The sequence below is a fragment of the Pseudomonas sp. RIT-562 genome (genome assembly GCF_026241895.1).
Classification (GTDB): domain Bacteria; phylum Pseudomonadota; class Gammaproteobacteria; order Pseudomonadales; family Pseudomonadaceae; genus Aquipseudomonas; species Aquipseudomonas mandelii_F.
Window position 1 is genome coordinate 112,247 of sequence record NZ_JAPJIV010000011.1, and the last position, 16,461, is coordinate 128,707.

15 protein-coding genes are annotated in these 16,461 nt (G+C 56.6%); 11 read left to right on the forward strand and 4 right to left on the reverse strand.

Features of this window, described 5'->3' with window-relative positions:
* Nucleotides 1-16: 16 nt before the first annotated feature.
* Complete coding sequence (gene dnaA / locus ORL50_RS15520; protein ID WP_266016323.1) at nt 17-1,540, reverse strand: chromosomal replication initiator protein DnaA; 1,524 nt, start codon at nt 1,538-1,540, stop codon at nt 17-19.
* Nucleotides 1,541-2,106: 566 nt separating this feature from the next.
* Between dnaA and rpmH the strand changes: the two genes are divergently transcribed.
* The 5 genes from rpmH (at nt 2,107) to mnmE (ending at nt 6,035) form a co-directional block, all read left to right on the forward strand.
* Nucleotides 2,107-2,241: a 50S ribosomal protein L34 gene (gene rpmH, locus ORL50_RS15525; protein ID WP_003213577.1), complete on the forward strand. Its 135-nt coding sequence runs from the start codon at nt 2,107-2,109 to the stop codon at nt 2,239-2,241.
* Nucleotides 2,242-2,257: 16 nt separating this feature from the next.
* Complete coding sequence (rnpA, locus tag ORL50_RS15530) at nt 2,258-2,659, forward strand: ribonuclease P protein component (RefSeq protein ID WP_266016338.1); 402 nt, start codon at nt 2,258-2,260, stop codon at nt 2,657-2,659.
* Nucleotides 2,652-2,897, forward strand: a complete 246-nt coding sequence (gene yidD / locus ORL50_RS15535; protein WP_052966011.1) for a membrane protein insertion efficiency factor YidD — start codon at nt 2,652-2,654, stop codon at nt 2,895-2,897. The genes rnpA and yidD overlap by 8 nt, the downstream gene beginning before the upstream one ends.
* 2 nt (nt 2,898-2,899) lie before the next feature.
* Nucleotides 2,900-4,585 (forward strand): membrane protein insertase YidC, encoded by a 1,686-nt coding sequence (gene yidC, locus ORL50_RS15540; protein ID WP_266016324.1) that lies wholly within the window; start codon nt 2,900-2,902, stop codon nt 4,583-4,585.
* A gap of 79 nt (nt 4,586-4,664) precedes the next feature.
* Complete coding sequence (gene mnmE / locus ORL50_RS15545) at nt 4,665-6,035, forward strand: tRNA uridine-5-carboxymethylaminomethyl(34) synthesis GTPase MnmE (RefSeq protein WP_266016325.1); 1,371 nt, start codon at nt 4,665-4,667, stop codon at nt 6,033-6,035.
* 48 nt (nt 6,036-6,083) lie between these two features.
* On the opposite strand, the gene ORL50_RS15550 is transcribed toward mnmE, so the two are convergent.
* The 3 genes from ORL50_RS15550 to ORL50_RS15560 form a co-directional block, all read right to left on the reverse strand.
* The gene (locus tag ORL50_RS15550; protein WP_266016326.1) at nt 6,084-8,516 is read right to left on the reverse strand and encodes a TonB-dependent siderophore receptor; all 2,433 of its coding nucleotides are present in this window, start codon (nt 8,514-8,516) and stop codon (nt 6,084-6,086) included.
* A 107-nt stretch (nt 8,517-8,623) separates the two neighbouring features.
* A complete protein-coding gene (locus ORL50_RS15555) occupies nt 8,624-9,571 on the reverse strand; it encodes a FecR domain-containing protein (protein WP_266016339.1) in 948 nt (315 codons plus the stop codon).
* Nucleotides 9,571-10,077, reverse strand: coding sequence for a sigma-70 family RNA polymerase sigma factor (locus ORL50_RS15560; protein WP_266016327.1), 507 nt, complete (start codon nt 10,075-10,077; stop codon nt 9,571-9,573). The genes ORL50_RS15555 and ORL50_RS15560 overlap by 1 nt, the downstream gene beginning before the upstream one ends.
* Nucleotides 10,078-10,669: 592 nt before the next feature.
* On the opposite strand from ORL50_RS15560, the gene mnmG reads away from it, so the two are divergent.
* From mnmG to atpB, 6 genes are all read left to right on the forward strand, one after another.
* Nucleotides 10,670-12,568 carry a tRNA uridine-5-carboxymethylaminomethyl(34) synthesis enzyme MnmG gene (gene mnmG, locus ORL50_RS15565; protein WP_266016328.1) on the forward strand — a complete coding sequence of 633 codons (1,899 nt, stop codon included), beginning with the start codon at nt 10,670-10,672 and terminating at the stop codon, nt 12,566-12,568.
* On the forward strand, nt 12,565-13,209 hold the full coding sequence (rsmG, locus tag ORL50_RS15570; RefSeq protein WP_266016329.1) for a 16S rRNA (guanine(527)-N(7))-methyltransferase RsmG: 645 nt from the start codon (nt 12,565-12,567) through the stop codon (nt 13,207-13,209). The genes mnmG and rsmG overlap by 4 nt, the downstream gene beginning before the upstream one ends.
* A gap of 18 nt (nt 13,210-13,227) precedes the next feature.
* On the forward strand, nt 13,228-14,025 hold the full coding sequence (locus ORL50_RS15575) for a ParA family protein (RefSeq protein WP_266016330.1): 798 nt from the start codon (nt 13,228-13,230) through the stop codon (nt 14,023-14,025).
* Between the two features lie 9 nt (nt 14,026-14,034).
* Nucleotides 14,035-14,907 (forward strand): ParB/RepB/Spo0J family partition protein, encoded by an 873-nt coding sequence (locus ORL50_RS15580; protein ID WP_045061243.1) that lies wholly within the window; start codon nt 14,035-14,037, stop codon nt 14,905-14,907.
* Nucleotides 14,908-15,055: 148 nt separating this feature from the next.
* Complete coding sequence (locus ORL50_RS15585) at nt 15,056-15,463, forward strand: F0F1 ATP synthase subunit I (RefSeq protein WP_010465473.1); 408 nt, start codon at nt 15,056-15,058, stop codon at nt 15,461-15,463.
* A 16-nt stretch (nt 15,464-15,479) separates the two neighbouring features.
* Nucleotides 15,480-16,349, forward strand: a complete 870-nt coding sequence (atpB, locus tag ORL50_RS15590) for a F0F1 ATP synthase subunit A (RefSeq protein ID WP_010465471.1) — start codon at nt 15,480-15,482, stop codon at nt 16,347-16,349.
* Nucleotides 16,350-16,461 lie beyond the last annotated feature (112 nt).

Consider the following 16,461-nt stretch of genomic DNA (forward strand, 5'->3'; position numbering starts at 1 on the left):
AGCTGCGCTGGTGTCATCAAGTGGTCAGTGTTCGCAGCAGGTTCTTGTAGTCCTCGCGGATGTCCGCGTCGGATTCCTTAAGTTCGTTGATCTTCCGGCAGGCGTGCAACACAGTCGTATGGTCACGGCCGCCAAACACATCGCCGATTTCCGGCAGGCTGTGGTTAGTCAGCTCCTTGGACAATGCCATAGCCACCTGGCGCGGACGTGCCACCGAGCGCGAACGACGCTTGGACAGCAGGTCGGAGATCTTGATCTTGTAGTACTCGGCGACAGTGCGCTGAATGTTATCCACAGAGACCAGTTTATCTTGTAGCGCCAACAGGTCCTTCAGGGATTCGCGGATCAACTCGATAGTGATATCGCGGCCCATGAAGTGGGAGTGGGCGATCACGCGTTTAAGCGCGCCTTCCAGCTCTCGCACGTTGGAGCGAATGCGTTGGGCAATGAAGAACGCCGCGTCGTGTGGCAGATCCACTTTGGCCTGGTCGGCCTTCTTCATCAGGATCGCGACACGGGTTTCCAGCTCTGGCGGTTCAACTGCAACCGTCAGGCCCCAGCCGAAGCGGGACTTGAGGCGTTCTTCAAGACCTTCGATTTCTTTCGGGTAGCGGTCACTGGTGAGGATGACCTGCTGGCCACCTTCGAGCAAAGCGTTGAAGGTGTGGAAAAACTCTTCCTGGGAACGCTCTTTGCGGGCGAAAAACTGAATGTCATCGATCAGCAGTGCATCCACCGAACGGTAGAAGCGCTTGAACTCGTTGATCGCGTTCAGTTGCAACGCCTTGACCATGTCGGCCACGAAACGCTCGGAATGCAGGTACACGACCTTGGCATTCGGATTCTTCTTTAATAGATGGTTACCCACAGCGTGCATCAAGTGGGTCTTACCCAAACCAACACCGCCATAAAGGAACAGCGGGTTGTAGCCGTGCTTGGGGTTATCCGCAACCTGCCAGGCCGCAGCCCGGGCCAGTTGGTTGGACTTGCCTTCGACGAAGTTCTCGAAAGTGAAGGTCCGGTTCAGGTAGCTGGTGTGCTTGAGCGCCCCTTCTACCTGCACCGTGCGCTGTTCGGCGCGAATCGGCGCCTGTTGCGAGCTGGCACCGGCCATCGGGTCAAAACTGTCCCGGGACGGTTCTTCGCTGACGTCGGCAACTTTTTGCGTCGAACGCTTCGTCTGCTGCGGTGCAGCTGGCGCAGGTGCGGATGCAGTGGCCGGAGCCTGTGCAGCCTGAGCCTGGGAAGCGGCGGCGGCGAGCGGAGCGTTGGGTGCCGCCCGCGGAGCCGAACTGCGTTTGCTGCCTATTAATAAGGACAGCGCCGGCATCGAGCCATTGCCGTGCTCATCCAGCAGCTCAAGTACGCGACTCAGATACTTTTCGTTGACCCAGTCGAGAACAAAACGATTCGGTGCGTAGACACGCAGCTCGTCGCCTTCGGCTTCGACCTGTAGTGGACGGATCCAAGTGTTGAATTGTTGGGCAGGCAGCTCATCGCGCAAAAGCTCCACGCACTGCTGCCAAAGTTCCACTGACACGGATATCCCCTAAGTTGAAAGCCGGTGAGGCAAAAACAAGCGGCCATTGTAACGATCAGCCGCCGACTTATCCACACGAAGGTTGTTCATCCCCCAAGAAGAATCAACGCTTTATGAGGAAAAAAGTCGACCAATGGTCTGTGCATAAGCTCTGTGGATAACCGGGGTTAAGGTCGTTGCACAAGTGGGGGGGAAACTCGGTGGATAACCTGCCTGTGGATAAACAGGCCTTTCACCCACAGCTTATCCGACAGCGCAGCACAGGCTGACCACCGTTTTCCACGGTAGTTGTCATTCTCTGTACATCGCGTACCGTATGGCCTCAAGGCAGTTATCCACAGATAAGTGCCTGCCTAGCTTTTATAAGCTTTACAAAAAAGCTTTAAATACTTTCCTTCTTTATTTCTATATCTACAGGTTGGTCAGGTGTGGGAAATCGCCTCCAGATCTATTTATAAGGAAACGCTGGTTGGAAATTGACCTAGAGGCTTGCTTTCTCTAGAATCCCCGGTCTCTTAAAACGGGGGCCATTCCGGCCCGTTGTGGACGAACCAGGTAACACGACAATGAAACGTACTTTCCAACCAAGCACTATCAAACGCGCTCGTACCCACGGTTTCCGTGCTCGCATGGCTACCAAGAACGGTCGTGCCGTCCTGTCGCGTCGTCGCGCCAAAGGTCGTGCGCGTCTGGCAGTTTGATAATCCGGCACTGGAGGTGAGTCAGGACTTCAGTCGGGAAAAGCGTCTGCTTACCCCCCGGCATTTCAAGGCAGTCTTTGACTCCCCTACCGGCAAGGTTCCGGGGAAAAATCTCCTGCTCCTTGCGCGCAACAACGATCTTGATCACCCCCGTCTCGGGCTGGTTATCGGGAAAAAGAGCGTAAAGCTCTCCGTCGAGCGCAATCGCCTCAAACGTCTGATGCGCGAATCGTTCCGTCTGCACCAGGAATCACTGGTCGGTTGGGATATTGTTATCGTCGCGCGCAAAGGTTTGGGTGACGTAGAGAACCCCGAATTGATTCAGCATTTCGGCAAACTCTGGAAGCGTCTGGCACGCAGCACGCCAGTACCAGCAGTCAAAGCCGAAACTGTAGGGGTAGACAGTCCCGATGCGTAAACTGGCACTCGTTCCGATCCAGTTTTATCGCTATGCCATTAGTCCTCTGATGGCCAGTCACTGTCGCTTCTACCCCAGTTGTTCCTGCTACGCGTATGAAGCCATAGAAAATCATGGCCTTCTGCGCGGTGGCTGGCTGACCTTTCGTCGTTTAGGTCGCTGTCATCCGTGGAATCCCGGTGGTTATGACCCGGTTCCATCTATCCCTACCTCCCGTTCTTCTTCGATGGCCGAGTAATCATGGATATCAAACGCACGATCCTGATCGTCGCCCTGGCAATCGTGGCCTACGTTATGGTCCTTAAATGGAACCAGGACTACGGTCAAACTGCCCTGCCGACTCAGAATGTTGCTTCCAGTACTACCGCACCGGGCTTACCGGATACGGCGACTGGCAATAATGCTTCTGTCAGTGACGACATTCCGCGCGCCGCAAGCGATACCAGTGCAACTGCTCCTGCTGAAACTCCGGTTGCAGCAAGCAAAGATCTCATCCGCATCAAAACGGATGTGCTCGACCTGGCAGTCGATCCACAGGGTGGTGACGTTGCCCAGCTGACACTGCCGCTGTATCCACGTCGCCAGGACCATCCGGAAATCCCGTTCCAGTTGTTCGATAACGGCAATGAGCGCACTTACCTGGCTCAAAGCGGTTTGATCGGCACCAACGGTCCGGACGCAAGCCCGGCCGGTCGTCCGGTTTACTCCTCGGAGAAGAAGGTTTATCAGCTGGCTGATGGCCAGGACCAAATGGTCGTAGACCTGAAGTTCAGCAAGGACGGCATCAACTACATCAAGCGTTTCACGGTGAAACGCGGCCTGTATGACGTTACCGTTTCCTATCTGATCGACAACGAAAGCACTCAACCTTGGTCTGGCGCGATGTTCGCGCAACTCAAGCGCGACGCTAGTGGTGATCCATCTTCGACTACGGCTACCGGTACTGCCACCTATCTGGGCGCTGCCCTGTGGACAAGTAACGAGCCGTACAAGAAAGTGTCCATGAAGGACATGGACAAGGCCCAGCTGAAGGAAACTGTCAGCGGTGGTTGGGTTGCTTGGTTGCAACACTACTTCGTAACGGCCTGGATTCCGGCGAAGGGCGAAAACAACATCGTCCAGACCCGTAAAGACAGCAAAGGCAACTACATCATTGGCTACACCGGCCCGGCAATCACTGTCGCGCCAGGTGCCAAGGCTGAAACCAGCGCTGTTCTTTATGCCGGCCCAAAAAGCCAGGCTGTGCTGAAAGAGTTGTCCCCAGGTCTGGAATTGACCGTCGACTACGGCATCTTGTGGTTCATTGCCCAGCCGATTTTCTGGTTGCTGCAACATATCCACGCGCTGGTCGGTAACTGGGGCTGGTCGATTATTTTCCTGACCATGCTGATCAAGGGGATCTTCTTCCCGCTGTCGGCCGCCAGCTACAAATCCATGGCTCGCATGCGTGCAGTGGCACCGAAACTGGCCGCGCTGAAAGAGCAACATGGCGACGACCGGCAGAAAATGTCGCAAGCCATGATGGAGCTGTACAAGAAAGAGAAGATCAATCCGCTGGGTGGTTGCTTGCCAATCCTCGTGCAGATGCCGGTTTTCCTCTCCCTGTACTGGGTTCTGCTGGAAAGCGTGGAAATGCGCCAAGCGCCGTTCATGCTGTGGATTACTGACCTGTCGATCAAGGATCCGTTCTTCATTCTGCCGATCATCATGGGCGCCACCATGTTCATCCAGCAGCAGTTGAACCCGACTCCACCGGATCCGATGCAGGCCAAGGTGATGAAGCTGATGCCAATCATCTTCACCTTCTTCTTCCTGTGGTTCCCGGCTGGTCTGGTGCTGTATTGGGTAGTCAACAACTGCCTGTCCATTGCCCAACAGTGGTACATCACTCGTAAAGTCGAAGCGGCTACCAAAGCAGCTGCCTGATTTACACTGTGGATAACCACTCAGAACGCCCCCTAGTGGGGCGTTTTGCTATCTGTCACTTTTGTCTGGATATCGGTTTATGAGCGTTCCTCGTGAAACCATCGCCGCCGTCGCGACTGCCCAAGGTCGCGGTGGTGTAGGCATCGTCCGCATTTCGGGGCCGCTTGCCAGTGTTGCAGCCAAAGCCTTCAGTGGTCGCGAACTGAAACCTCGATATGCCCACTACGGGCCTTTCCTCGACGGCAACGAAGAGGTGCTGGACCAAGGGCTGGCACTGTATTTCCCGGGCCCGAACTCATTCACCGGTGAGGATGTGCTGGAACTCCAGGGCCACGGCGGGCCGGTGGTCCTGGACATGTTGCTCAAGCGCTGCCTGGAATTGGGTTGCCGCCTGGCGCGCCCGGGCGAGTTCAGCGAGCGGGCATTTCTCAATGACAAACTTGACCTGGCCCAGGCTGAAGCCATCGCTGACCTGATCGAGGCGAGTTCTGCACAGGCTGCGCGAAATGCCCTGCGTTCCCTGCAGGGAGCATTTTCCCAGCGTGTGCATAACTTGACCGAGCAGTTGATTGGCCTGCGGATCTACGTCGAAGCTGCCATCGACTTCCCGGAGGAAGAAATCGACTTCCTCGCCGATGGCCACGTCCTAAGCATGCTCGATAAAGTGCGCGACGAATTATCCACAGTCATGCGCGAAGCCGGGCAGGGTGCGCTGCTGCGCGATGGCATGACGGTAGTGATCGCCGGCCGACCTAACGCCGGCAAATCCAGCCTGTTGAATGCCCTGGCGGGTCGCGAAGCAGCGATCGTTACCGAGATTGCCGGCACGACCCGAGACATTCTCCGCGAACATATCCACATTGATGGCATGCCACTGCACGTAGTCGATACCGCCGGTCTGCGGGATACCGATGATCATGTGGAAAAGATTGGGGTGGAAAGGGCGTTGAAAGCCATCGGCGAGGCGGATCGGGTACTGCTGGTAGTCGATGCCACTGCACCGGAAGCGCTGGATCCGTTTGCGCTGTGGCCGGAATTCCTCGAAGTACGCCCGGACCCGGCGAAAGTCACATTGATCCGCAACAAGGCCGACCTGACAGGCGAAGCCATTGCGCTCGAAGTCAGCGCGGATGGCCACGTCACCATCAGCTTGAGCGCAAAATCTGCCGGCGATGGCCTGGAACTGCTGCGCGATCACCTGAAAGCTTGCATGGGTTACGAACAAACCTCTGAAAGCAGCTTCAGTGCCCGCCGTCGGCACCTTGAGGCGTTGCGCCATGCCAGCGCATCCCTCGAACACGGCCGGGCGCAACTGACCCTGGCAGGTGCCGGAGAGTTGCTGGCCGAGGATTTGCGCCAGGCACAGCACTCCCTGGGTGAAATCACCGGAGCGTTCAGCTCTGATGATTTGCTCGGGCGGATATTTTCCAGTTTCTGTATCGGCAAATAAAAAAAGGGCTGCGGATAACTTATCCACAGCCCTCTTTTTTACTTTTACTTACCAGTTGTAGGATACCGAGCCCAGCAAAGTGCGGCTCTCGCCCCAATAGCAGCGGCCCGCATCATTACAGCCAGACACATATTCCTTGTCGAAAACGTTCTTCGCGTTAACGTCGACCGTCCAGTTGCGGTCGATCTGGTAGCCGATCGCCGCATCCACCAACGTGACATCACCCGCATCCAGTTTTCCGTACAAGGTCGGCGCCGTATAAGCGAACGCGCTGTCGAAGTACCGCACCCCGCCACCTACGTACAGTCCCTTCAGGCTGTTTTCGAGGAAGCGATACTTGGCCCAGACGGACGCCTGGTTACGCGGAACCCCCGTCATCTGATGATCCTTGACCAGCGAAGTGGCGGAGTCCTTGGTGATGCGCGCGTCGGTGTAGGTGTAGGCCGCTGTCACATTCAGATTGGGTGTCAGGTTGCTGTTGAGTTCCAGTTCCACCCCCTTGGCACGGCTTTCACCCACCTGGCGATAGGTGGACGTGGTGGCATCGAAGTAGGTGTCGTCTTTCTTGCGCAGGTCATACACCGACGCGGTGAAAGCCGTGTCCCAGCCGATGGGTTCGTATTTCAGACCGACTTCGTACTGGCTGCTGGTGATCGGGTCCAATGGCGCACCCGAGTTGGAGATCTGCTGCACCGGTACAAAAGCCGTTGAGTAGCTGACGTAAGGCGTCAGGCCGTTGTCGAACTGGTACATCACGCCGCCTTGGTAGGTGAATTTCCTGTCCTCGGAGCTGATGTTGCTGGCCGACGCCACTTTGTCGCGGAAATCGCTGTCGACCCAATCCTGACGACCGCCCAGAAGGAACAGCCAGTGATCGTACTTGCTCTGGATCTGCGCATAGGCACCTTTCATTTGCTGTTCCAGCAAGGTGTTCTGCACTGCGATAGGCGTCAACGGATCACGCAGGTAGACCGGGTTATAGATGTCGATCGGCCCGACAATCCCGGCGTTCCAGTCCTGATTGAAGGAAGTCCGGTCGAAACTGCCGCCAAACAGCACAGTGTTCTCCAAGCCACCCAGATCGAACTTGCCTTCCAGCTGGTTATCCAGCGAATACACCATCGACTTGTTGAAGCGGTCATAGGCAGTCACGTTCAGGCGAGTACCAAAGCCTGCATTGTTCAGGTTGCCGGGCCAGGTCTCGTGCCGGGTGATCCTTGACTGCATGTAGCGCGAGTTCTGCCGGAACTGCCAGTCGTCATTGAAGCTGTGGGTAAATTCATAGCCAGTGCTCCAGGTTTCCCGCTCGAAGGTGTTCCAGTCCGGGTCACCGAGCATGGTGTCCTTGGATAACTTGCCATTGGGATTCTTCAGCAAGGTACCGGCTGCGGGGAGTCCGAGCTCCATGTTGGTGTGATCCTTCTGGTAGTTGGCCAGCAGGGTCAGGGTGTTGTAGTCATCGAAATTAAGGGTCAGGGATGGGGCGATGTAGATCCGATCATCCGGAACGTGATCGGTTTGGGTGTCGGCATTGCGACCAAGCATGACCATCCGACCAAGAATATTGCCGCTGTCAGTGAGCGGGCCGGATACGTCGACGCCCAACTGCCGACGATTGTTCGAACCATAGCTCAACTGCACCTCGCCCTGGGGGGCGGCTGTGGGACGTTTACTCACGATATTGACCAGACCACCTGGGGCGTTTTCACCATAGAGCAATGAAGACGGCCCGCGAAATATCTCGACCCGCTCCAGTCCATAGGGTTCGGTGCTGGTGTCGTAACGATTGCCCTGTACCCGCAAGCCATCACGTAACAGGCCATATCCATAGTCTGTGGCATTAAAACCGCGAATGAAAAACAGGTCGCCGGCAAGGCTATCGCCTGCGGCAAAGGGCGGTGCAAAAATGCCCGGCACGTAACCCAACACGTCGGTGAGGGTCTGGGATTTTTGATCCTTGATTCGCTGGCTGGTGACTACGGACACCGAGCGCGGAGTTTCGGATAACGGAGTGCTGGTCTTGGTCCCGACTCGACTGCTTTTCGCGTTGTAGCCAACGTCTGCCGAGTAATCCAGGGACATTTCACTCGGTTGCACGGCATTGATGTTGGTGGCACCCAACACCAGGGACCCGTTCTCGGGTACTGGTTGAAGTATGTAACTGCCGGGAGCCTGAGGCACAGCTTGCAGCCCAGAGCCACGAAGCAACAACTGGAAGCCCTGGTCGATCGAGTAGGTGCCGGACAAACCATCGGTTCTCAACTGAGCGGTTTGCTGCGGTGAGAATGACAGGATCACATTGGCCGCCGCCGCGAACTGACTCAGAGCGCCATCCAGCGGGCCAGCGGCGATGGCAAAGCGTTGCGAAGCACTGGCTGCCATTGCGTTGGTTGCCAGCAGACAACCTGTAGCACTGGTCATCAACAAACCGTAGGCGAGGCAGTGGTGGGAAAAACGCTTTCGGAACTTAGGAAGACGCATGAGTAGATGAGCCCTGAAGGTGACGAACAGACGCGTGAGTCGCGATTACCTGTAGGGCCGTGTCAGGCTAAAAAAAGATAACCCTGAAACCACATTTTTTTTCGAGTTCAGCCGACCTGAGTGACCGACACCCAATAACGGCTGAAATAACGCACGCTGATTGGCAGAGAGGCCTGCAGATTGGCCAGCACCGCATCCGTGGAGTCGAGTCGAAAAGTGCCGGAAACCCGCAGCTGCGAGGCCCCCTCAGCACAGTGAAGAATACCGGAACGATATCGACCTAGTTCCTGCAACACCTCTCCCAGGGGAGTGTCCAGGACGATAAGCTGACCATTGATCCAAGCCGCTTGCGATGAACCATAGGGGTGAACGGCACTCAGGCTCTCACTGCTGAAATCGGCACCTTCTCCTGCTTTCAGCACACGGGAACCGGCGGAGTGACCGCCTGGTAGAACGTTCACCTGGTCCTCCAGGACGCCAACCCGCGTCACCCCTGAAAGCTGCTGCACCGAAAAACGCGTGCCCAAAGCCTGCACTCGTCCCTCGTGGGTTTCGACAAAAAAAGGCCGTTGATCGCCGAGTTTGCCAGTGCGTATGAGAATTTCCCCGCGAAGCAATCGAATCAATCGTTGCTGGCCATCGAACAGCACATCCACTGCGGAATGAGTATTGAGGTGCAGTTGTGTGCCGTCAGCCAGGTCGATTTTGCGCCGTTGACCGACCTTGGTTGAATAATCGGCCCAGACGTTTCCCAGCGCTGTGTATTTCGGGGCGTTCCAGCCGACATAGCCCGTTGCGCCGATAACCAGCAAAAATTTGAGCATCTGGCGCCGATTTTTTCCTGGAATCAGTGCGCGTCGAGCCACGTCCCTGGGCATCGCGCCCAAGTGCCTCTGCATTTGCTCCATCTGATTCCACGCGGCAAGGTGTGCTGGATTACTGTCTACCCAATGCTGCCACGCCAGTTGTTGTGTTGGCGTGGGAGGTTCGGCCTGAAATTGCACGTACCAACTCGCCGCTGCTTCAAACACTTGCCGGTCCGGTGCTATGGCCATTACACGCCCGCCATGATCAGGGAACATTCGGTGAGCGCGCGGATCATGTGCTTTTTCACCGTGGTCAGCGAAACCTTCAGCTGTGCTGCTATCTGTTGATAAGTCAGCCCCTCAATCTGCGACAGCATGAATACTCGCTGCGTACGCATCCCCAGGCAGGCTAGAGCCTTATCCACAGCCAGTAGCGTTTCGATGATGAGTGCCTTGTCTTCTTCGCTGATGGCCGAGACTTGCGGTCTGGCTGCCAGGGTTTCCAGATAAGCCGCCTCGATTGCGCTGCGGCGATAGCGGTCAATCACCAAACCCCGAGCGATGGTCGCCAGATAGTCACGGGGCTCGCGGATCTGCATGGCGTTGCGTGAGCCGAGAATGCGCACGAAGGTGTCATGCGCGACATCTGCAGCATCGCACGCATCATGCAACTTGCCCCTGAGCCATCCATACAGCCAGGAATGGTGCTGCTCGTAGATTTGCTGAACGGCTGCAGTGTGGGTGGGTAGGGACATGATGGGATCAGGCAGGTTAATGATAATGCCTATTATTAACTTCCACCGCGCCGTCCCACAATAGAGCTCGCGAAGCAAAATTCCTCCCCCGGATTTAGTTTTCCTGATTCCTGAACCCGTCCAAAGGGTTCATTGGAAGAATTCTCGCGCCTGCACTTCCACGAAATCCGCAAAAACTGTGGATTAAGCCCTGTGAGTAACTGCCACTAAGGCCAGTTGATAACAGGGTCCGAAAACTGAATATAACCACCCCTGTGGATAACCAGCCCTTTCATCCACAGGCTTAAACCGGTTATCCAAGGGCCTCATTGGCACATGAACACAGGGTTTTGAATCTCTGTACATCACGTGTTTAGAAGCCTACAGCAATCTATCCACAGAAAACTGCCTCAGTAGAAATAAACATAAAAACAAAGATTTAATAAATTTCTCTCTTTTTAATTTCTATAACCCCGACTTCTCCACAGCTGGTTAAATTTTGTGCAAAGGGTTCTTTAGGAAGGGCGAAGTCCCTATACTTGTCGACCAGGTCCAGAAACCTGAGCTCAAACCATTCCTGATTACCCAACTGAAAGCAGGCACGAGGTGCGTGGTGGATTTCCCTTCCCGTTTTGAAGTGATCGTCATCGGCGGCGGTCATGCCGGTACCGAGGCAGCACTGGCCTCAGCACGTATGGGGGCAAAAACCCTGTTGCTGACGCATAACGTGGAAACCCTCGGGGCCATGAGTTGCAATCCCGCTATTGGCGGCATTGGCAAAAGCCACCTGGTCAAGGAAATCGACGCCCTCGGCGGTGCGATGGCCATTGCTACTGACAAGGGTGGTATCCAGTTTCGCGTGTTGAACAGCCGCAAAGGCCCAGCTGTGCGGGCTACTCGCGCTCAAGCTGACCGAGTTCTGTACAAGGCAGCTGTGCGCGAAATCCTGGAAAACCAGCCGAACCTGTGGATATTTCAACAAGCTGCCGATGACGTGATTGTCGAGCAGGATCAGGTGCGTGGTGTTGTCACCCAAATGGGGCTGCGCTTCCTCGCAGACTCGGTGGTGTTGACCACTGGCACCTTCCTGGGTGGACTTATCCACATCGGGATGCAGAATTTTTCTGGCGGTCGCGCCGGTGATCCACCGTCGATCGCCCTGGCTCAACGCCTTCGTGAGTTGCCGCTGCGGGTTGGGCGTCTGAAAACCGGTACGCCACCGCGGATCGACAGTCGTTCGGTCGATTTTTCGCTGATGACCGAGCAAGCCGGCGACACGCCGATTCCGGTGATGTCGTTCATGGGGTCCAAGGAGCAACATCCGCGGCAGGTGAGCTGCTGGATTACCCATACCAACGCCCGCACCCACGAAATCATTGCCGCTAACCTCGATCGTTCGCCGATGTATTCGGCTGCCGGGATGATCGAGGGCATTGGTCCGCGTTATTGCCCGTCGATCGAAGACAAGATCCATCGCTTTGCCGACAAGGAAAGCCATCAGGTCTTCATCGAGCCCGAAGGCTTGACCACCAATGAGCTGTATCCCAACGGGATTTCCACCTCGTTGCCGTTCGACGTGCAGTTGCAGATCGTGCAATCGATCCGCGGCATGGAAAACGCGCACATTGTTCGCCCGGGTTATGCGATCGAATACGACTATTTCGATCCCCGCGACCTGAAGTACAGCCTGGAAACCAAAGTGATCGCCGGCCTGTTTTTCGCCGGGCAAATCAATGGCACTACCGGTTACGAAGAAGCCGGCGCCCAGGGTTTGCTGGCCGGCGCGAATGCCGCACTGCGTGCACAAGGCAAAGATGCCTGGTGCCCGCGCCGCGATGAGGCGTACATCGGAGTACTGGTGGACGACCTGATTACCCTGGGTACCCAGGAACCGTACCGGATGTTTACCTCCCGTGCGGAGTACCGCCTGATCCTGCGCGAAGACAATGCAGACCTGCGCCTGACCGAAAAAGGTCGCGAGCTGGGCCTGGTCGATGACGCCCGTTGGGCGGCGTTCTGCACCAAGCGCGAAAGCATCGCGCTGGAAGAGCAACGGTTGAAAAGCACCTGGGTACGCCCGGGCACTCAGCAGGGCGATGCAATTTCCGAAAAATTCGGTACCCCGCTGACACACGAATACAATCTGCTCAACCTGCTGAGCCGTCCGGAAATCGACTACGCTGGTCTGATCGCCGTGACGGGTGGGGGCGCAGAAGATCCACAGGTTGCCGAGCAGGTCGAAATCAAGACCAAGTACGCTGGCTACATCGATCGCCAACAGGATGAAATCGCTCGCCTGCGGGCCAGCGAAGACACCAAACTGCCTGTGGATATCGATTACACGAATATTTCCGGTCTCTCCAAGGAGATCCAGAGCAAGCTCGGTGCGACTCGTCCTGAAACATTGGGCCAAGCATCCCGCATCCCGGGTGTTACGCCGGCAGCCATTTCGCTGTTGATGATTCATTTGAAAAAACGCGGCGCGGGCCGTCAGTTGGAGCAAAGCGCTTGAGTTCGTTGGTCACCTCGCAACACGCCGAAGAGTTATCCACAGGTGCTCGCCAGCTCGGTGTCACACTGACCGAAACCCAGCACGCGCAGCTGTTGGGCTATCTGGCCCTGTTGATCAAATGGAACAAGGCCTACAACCTGACCGCCGTACGCGATCCGGATGAGATGGTCTCGCGTCATCTGCTCGACAGTTTGAGCGTGATGTCTTTCGTGGAAGACGGTCGCTGGCTCGACGTCGGCAGTGGCGGGGGCATGCCCGGTATACCTCTGGCCATCCTGTTTCCGCAGTCGCAAGTGACCTGCCTGGACAGCAACGGCAAGAAAACCCGGTTCCTGACCCAGGTCAAACTCGAGCTGAAACTCGAAAATCTGCAAGTTATCCACAGTCGCGTCGAAGCCTTTCAGCCTGCCGAGCCGTTCAACGGGATCATCTCCCGGGCATTCAGCAGCATGGAAAACTTCAGCAACTGGACTCGCCATCTCGGCGATAGCAACACGCGTTGGCTGGCAATGAAGGGCGTTCATCCGGCCGATGAGCTGGTAGCATTGCCGGCAGACTTCCACCTCGATAGCGAACACGCCCTGGCCGTACCTGGTTGCCAAGGCCAACGCCATCTGCTGATACTGCGCCGCACGGCATGATTGGGAACAAAAGCAAGAATGGCTAAGGTATTCGCGATTGCGAACCAGAAAGGTGGTGTGGGTAAAACCACCACCTGCATCAACCTCGCAGCATCCCTCGTGGCTACCAAGCGCCGGGTGTTGTTGATCGATCTCGATCCACAGGGCAACGCCACCATGGGTAGTGGTGTGGATAAGCACGGCCTGGAAAATTCGGTCTACGACCTGTTGATCGGTGAGTGTGACCTGGCCGAGGCCATGCACTACTCCGAACACGGTGGTTACCAGCTGCTGCCGGCCAACCGTGACCTGACGGCAGCCGAAGTGGTTCTGCTGGAAATGCAGATGAAGGAAAGTCGCCTGCGCAGCGCGCTGGCGCCGATCCGCGAGAACTACGATTACATTTTGATCGACTGCCCACCTTCGCTGTCGATGCTCACGCTCAACGCGCTGGTTGCCGCCGATGGGGTAATTATCCCCATGCAGTGCGAGTACTTTGCACTCGAAGGCCTTAGCGACCTTGTGGATAACATCAAGCGCATCGCCGAGCTGCTCAATCCGAACCTGAAGGTCGAAGGCCTGTTGCGGACCATGTATGACCCGCGCCTCAGCCTGATGAACGATGTATCGGCGCAGCTCAAAGAGCACTTCGGCGATCAGCTTTACGACACGGTCATCCCGCGCAACATCCGCCTGGCTGAAGCGCCTAGCTACGGCATGCCAGCGCTGGCGTACGACAAATCATCCCGGGGCGCCATTGCCTACCTGGCATTGGCAGGCGAGATGGTTCGTCGCCAACGCAAAAATTCACGCACAGCCGCTGCTCAGGCAACTTAAGGAATCCCCATGGCCGTCAAGAAACGAGGTCTCGGACGTGGACTGGATGCACTGCTGAGCGGTCCTACCGTCAGTTCGCTGGAAGAGCAGGCGGTCCAGGCAGATCAGCGTGAGCTACAGCACCTGCCCCTGGACCTGATCCAGCGCGGCAAGTATCAGCCGCGGCGGGACATGGATCCCCAGGCGCTGGAAGAGCTGGCGCAGTCGATCAAGGCCCAGGGCGTGATGCAGCCGATCGTGGTACGTCCGATCGGTGGCGGTCGCTTCGAAATCATTGCCGGTGAGCGCCGCTGGCGTGCGAGCCAGCAGGCCGGCCAGGAAACCATCCCGGCGATGGTCCGCGACGTTCCGGATGAAACGGCGATCGCCATGGCGCTGATCGAGAACATCCAGCGCGAAGACCTCAATCCGGTCGAGGAAGCTGTGGCCCTGCAGCGTTTGCAGCAGGAATTCCAGCTGACCCAGCAGCAGGTGGCAGAAGCCGTGGGTAAATCCCGCGTGACTGTGGCCAACCTGCTACGCTTGATCGCGTTGCCCGAAGTAATCAAGACCATGCTGTCCCACGGGGATCTGGAAATGGGCCACGCTCGTGCGTTGCTCGGTTTACCAGAGAATCAGCAGGTCGAAGGGGCGCGACATGTTGTCGCACGAGGACTGACGGTGCGCCAAACCGAGGCACTGGTTCGCCAGTGGTTGAATGGCAAACCGGAGCCTGTTGAACCGGCTAAACCAGACCCGGATATCGCCAGGCTCGAGCAGCGCCTGGCCGAGCGCCTGGGCTCTGCGGTGCAGATTCGGCACGGAAAGAAGGGCAAGGGCCAACTGGTGATTGGCTACAACTCCCTTGATGAGCTCCAGGGTGTCCTTGCACACATCCGCTGAAACATTTCCTCATGTAGCGTGCAGTCGGAAATCACTACCTGACAGTTGAATAGGGGCTGAACCGCCCCTATACTCTGCGCGCATTTTGTCGGCACAAATTATGCCAAGTTATTGAATTCTGGCAGCCGACCATTGGAGAGCAAAAGTGATGGAAAGCCGCACGCCAAACCGCTTGCCGTTCCATCGCCTGGCAGTTTTTCCGGTGTTAATGGCTCAATTTGTCGTTTTGCTGATCGCCGCTTTGGCGCTCTGGCAATGGCACGGAGTCGTTGCCGGGTACTCGGGACTTTGCGGAGGCCTGATAGCCTTGCTGCCCAATGTGTATTTCGCTCACAGGGCATTTCGGTTTTCCGGCGCCCGAGCAGCCCAAGCCATCGTCCGGTCTTTTTATGCCGGTGAGGCGGGCAAACTGATTTTGACGGCAGTGCTGTTTGCATTGACGTTCGCAGGTGTGAAGCCATTGGCGCCGCTAGCTGTATTCGGCGTCTTCGTGTTGACCCAACTGGTCAGCTGGTTCGCGCCCCTGCTGATGAGAACAAGACTTTCGAGACCTTAGGGCGTTTGAGGCAACCATGGCAGAAACAACCGCTTCGGGCTATATCCAGCACCACTTGCAAAACCTGACCTTTGGTCAGCACCCAACCGGCGGGTGGGGTTTTGCCCACACCGCAGCAGAGGCCAAGGAAATGGGCTTCTGGGCTTTCCACGTCGATACTCTCGGCTGGTCGGTCGCATTGGGTCTGATCTTCGTTCTTCTTTTCCGCATGGCGGCAAAGAAAGCGACGTCCGGACAACCTGGTGCTTTGCAGAACTTCGTTGAAGTATTGGTCGAATTCGTCGATGGCAGCGTGAAAGACAGCTTCCATGGCCGTAGCCCGGTGATTGCACCGCTGGCACTGACCATCTTCGTCTGGGTCTTCCTGATGAACGCCGTCGACCTGATCCCGGTCGACTGGATTCCTCAGCTGGCCATCCTGATCACTGGCGATGCGCACATTCCGTTCCGTGCCGTATCTACCACTGACCCGAACGCTACCCTGGGCATGGCCCTGTCGGTGTTCGCGTTGATCATTTTCTACAGCATCAAGGTCAAGGGCATCGGCGGCTTCATCGGCGAACTGACCCTGCACCCTTTCGGCAGCAAGAACATTTTCGTTCAAGCCCTGCTGATTCCGGTGAACTTCCTGCTGGAGTTCGTGACGCTGATCGCCAAGCCTATCTCCCTGGCACTGCGTCTGTTCGGCAACATGTACGCCGGCGAGCTGGTCTTCATTCTGATTGCTGTGATGTTCGGCAGCGGTCTGCTCTGGCTTAGCGGCCTGGGCGTAGTTCTGCAGTGGGCGTGGGCTGTGTTCCACATCCTGATCATCACCCTGCAGGCGTTTATCTTCATGATGCTGACCATCGTCTACCTGTCGATGGCGCACGAAGAGAACCATTAAGACCAGTCTCGACTGGTCTGATGTCCCACCCGGTGAAACGGGTGGGTGCCCTAACAGGGCTATGAAACGATTTGTTTTACCGCTTTAAAATCTAAAAAACCTAAACCATACG

Excerpts from the sequence above, each read along its gene's own strand:
- rpmH (WP_003213577.1), top strand. The coding sequence starts at position 2,107 with ATGAAACGTACTTTCCAACCAAGCACTATCAAACGCGCTCGTACCCAC.
- yidD (WP_052966011.1), top strand. The coding sequence starts at position 2,652 with ATGCGTAAACTGGCACTCGTTCCGATCCAGTTTTATCGCTATGCCATT.
- yidC (WP_266016324.1), top strand. The coding sequence starts at position 2,900 with ATGGATATCAAACGCACGATCCTGATCGTCGCCCTGGCAATCGTGGCC.
- mnmE (WP_266016325.1), top strand. The coding sequence starts at position 4,665 with ATGAGCGTTCCTCGTGAAACCATCGCCGCCGTCGCGACTGCCCAAGGT.
- ORL50_RS15550 (WP_266016326.1), bottom strand. The coding sequence starts at position 8,516 with ATGCGTCTTCCTAAGTTCCGAAAGCGTTTTTCCCACCACTGCCTCGCC.
- ORL50_RS15555 (WP_266016339.1), bottom strand. The coding sequence starts at position 9,571 with ATGGCCATAGCACCGGACCGGCAAGTGTTTGAAGCAGCGGCGAGTTGG.
- ORL50_RS15560 (WP_266016327.1), bottom strand. The coding sequence starts at position 10,077 with ATGTCCCTACCCACCCACACTGCAGCCGTTCAGCAAATCTACGAGCAG.
- ORL50_RS15575 (WP_266016330.1), top strand. The coding sequence starts at position 13,228 with ATGGCTAAGGTATTCGCGATTGCGAACCAGAAAGGTGGTGTGGGTAAA.
- ORL50_RS15580 (WP_045061243.1), top strand. The coding sequence starts at position 14,035 with ATGGCCGTCAAGAAACGAGGTCTCGGACGTGGACTGGATGCACTGCTG.
- ORL50_RS15585 (WP_010465473.1), top strand. The coding sequence starts at position 15,056 with ATGGAAAGCCGCACGCCAAACCGCTTGCCGTTCCATCGCCTGGCAGTT.
- atpB (WP_010465471.1), top strand. The coding sequence starts at position 15,480 with ATGGCAGAAACAACCGCTTCGGGCTATATCCAGCACCACTTGCAAAAC.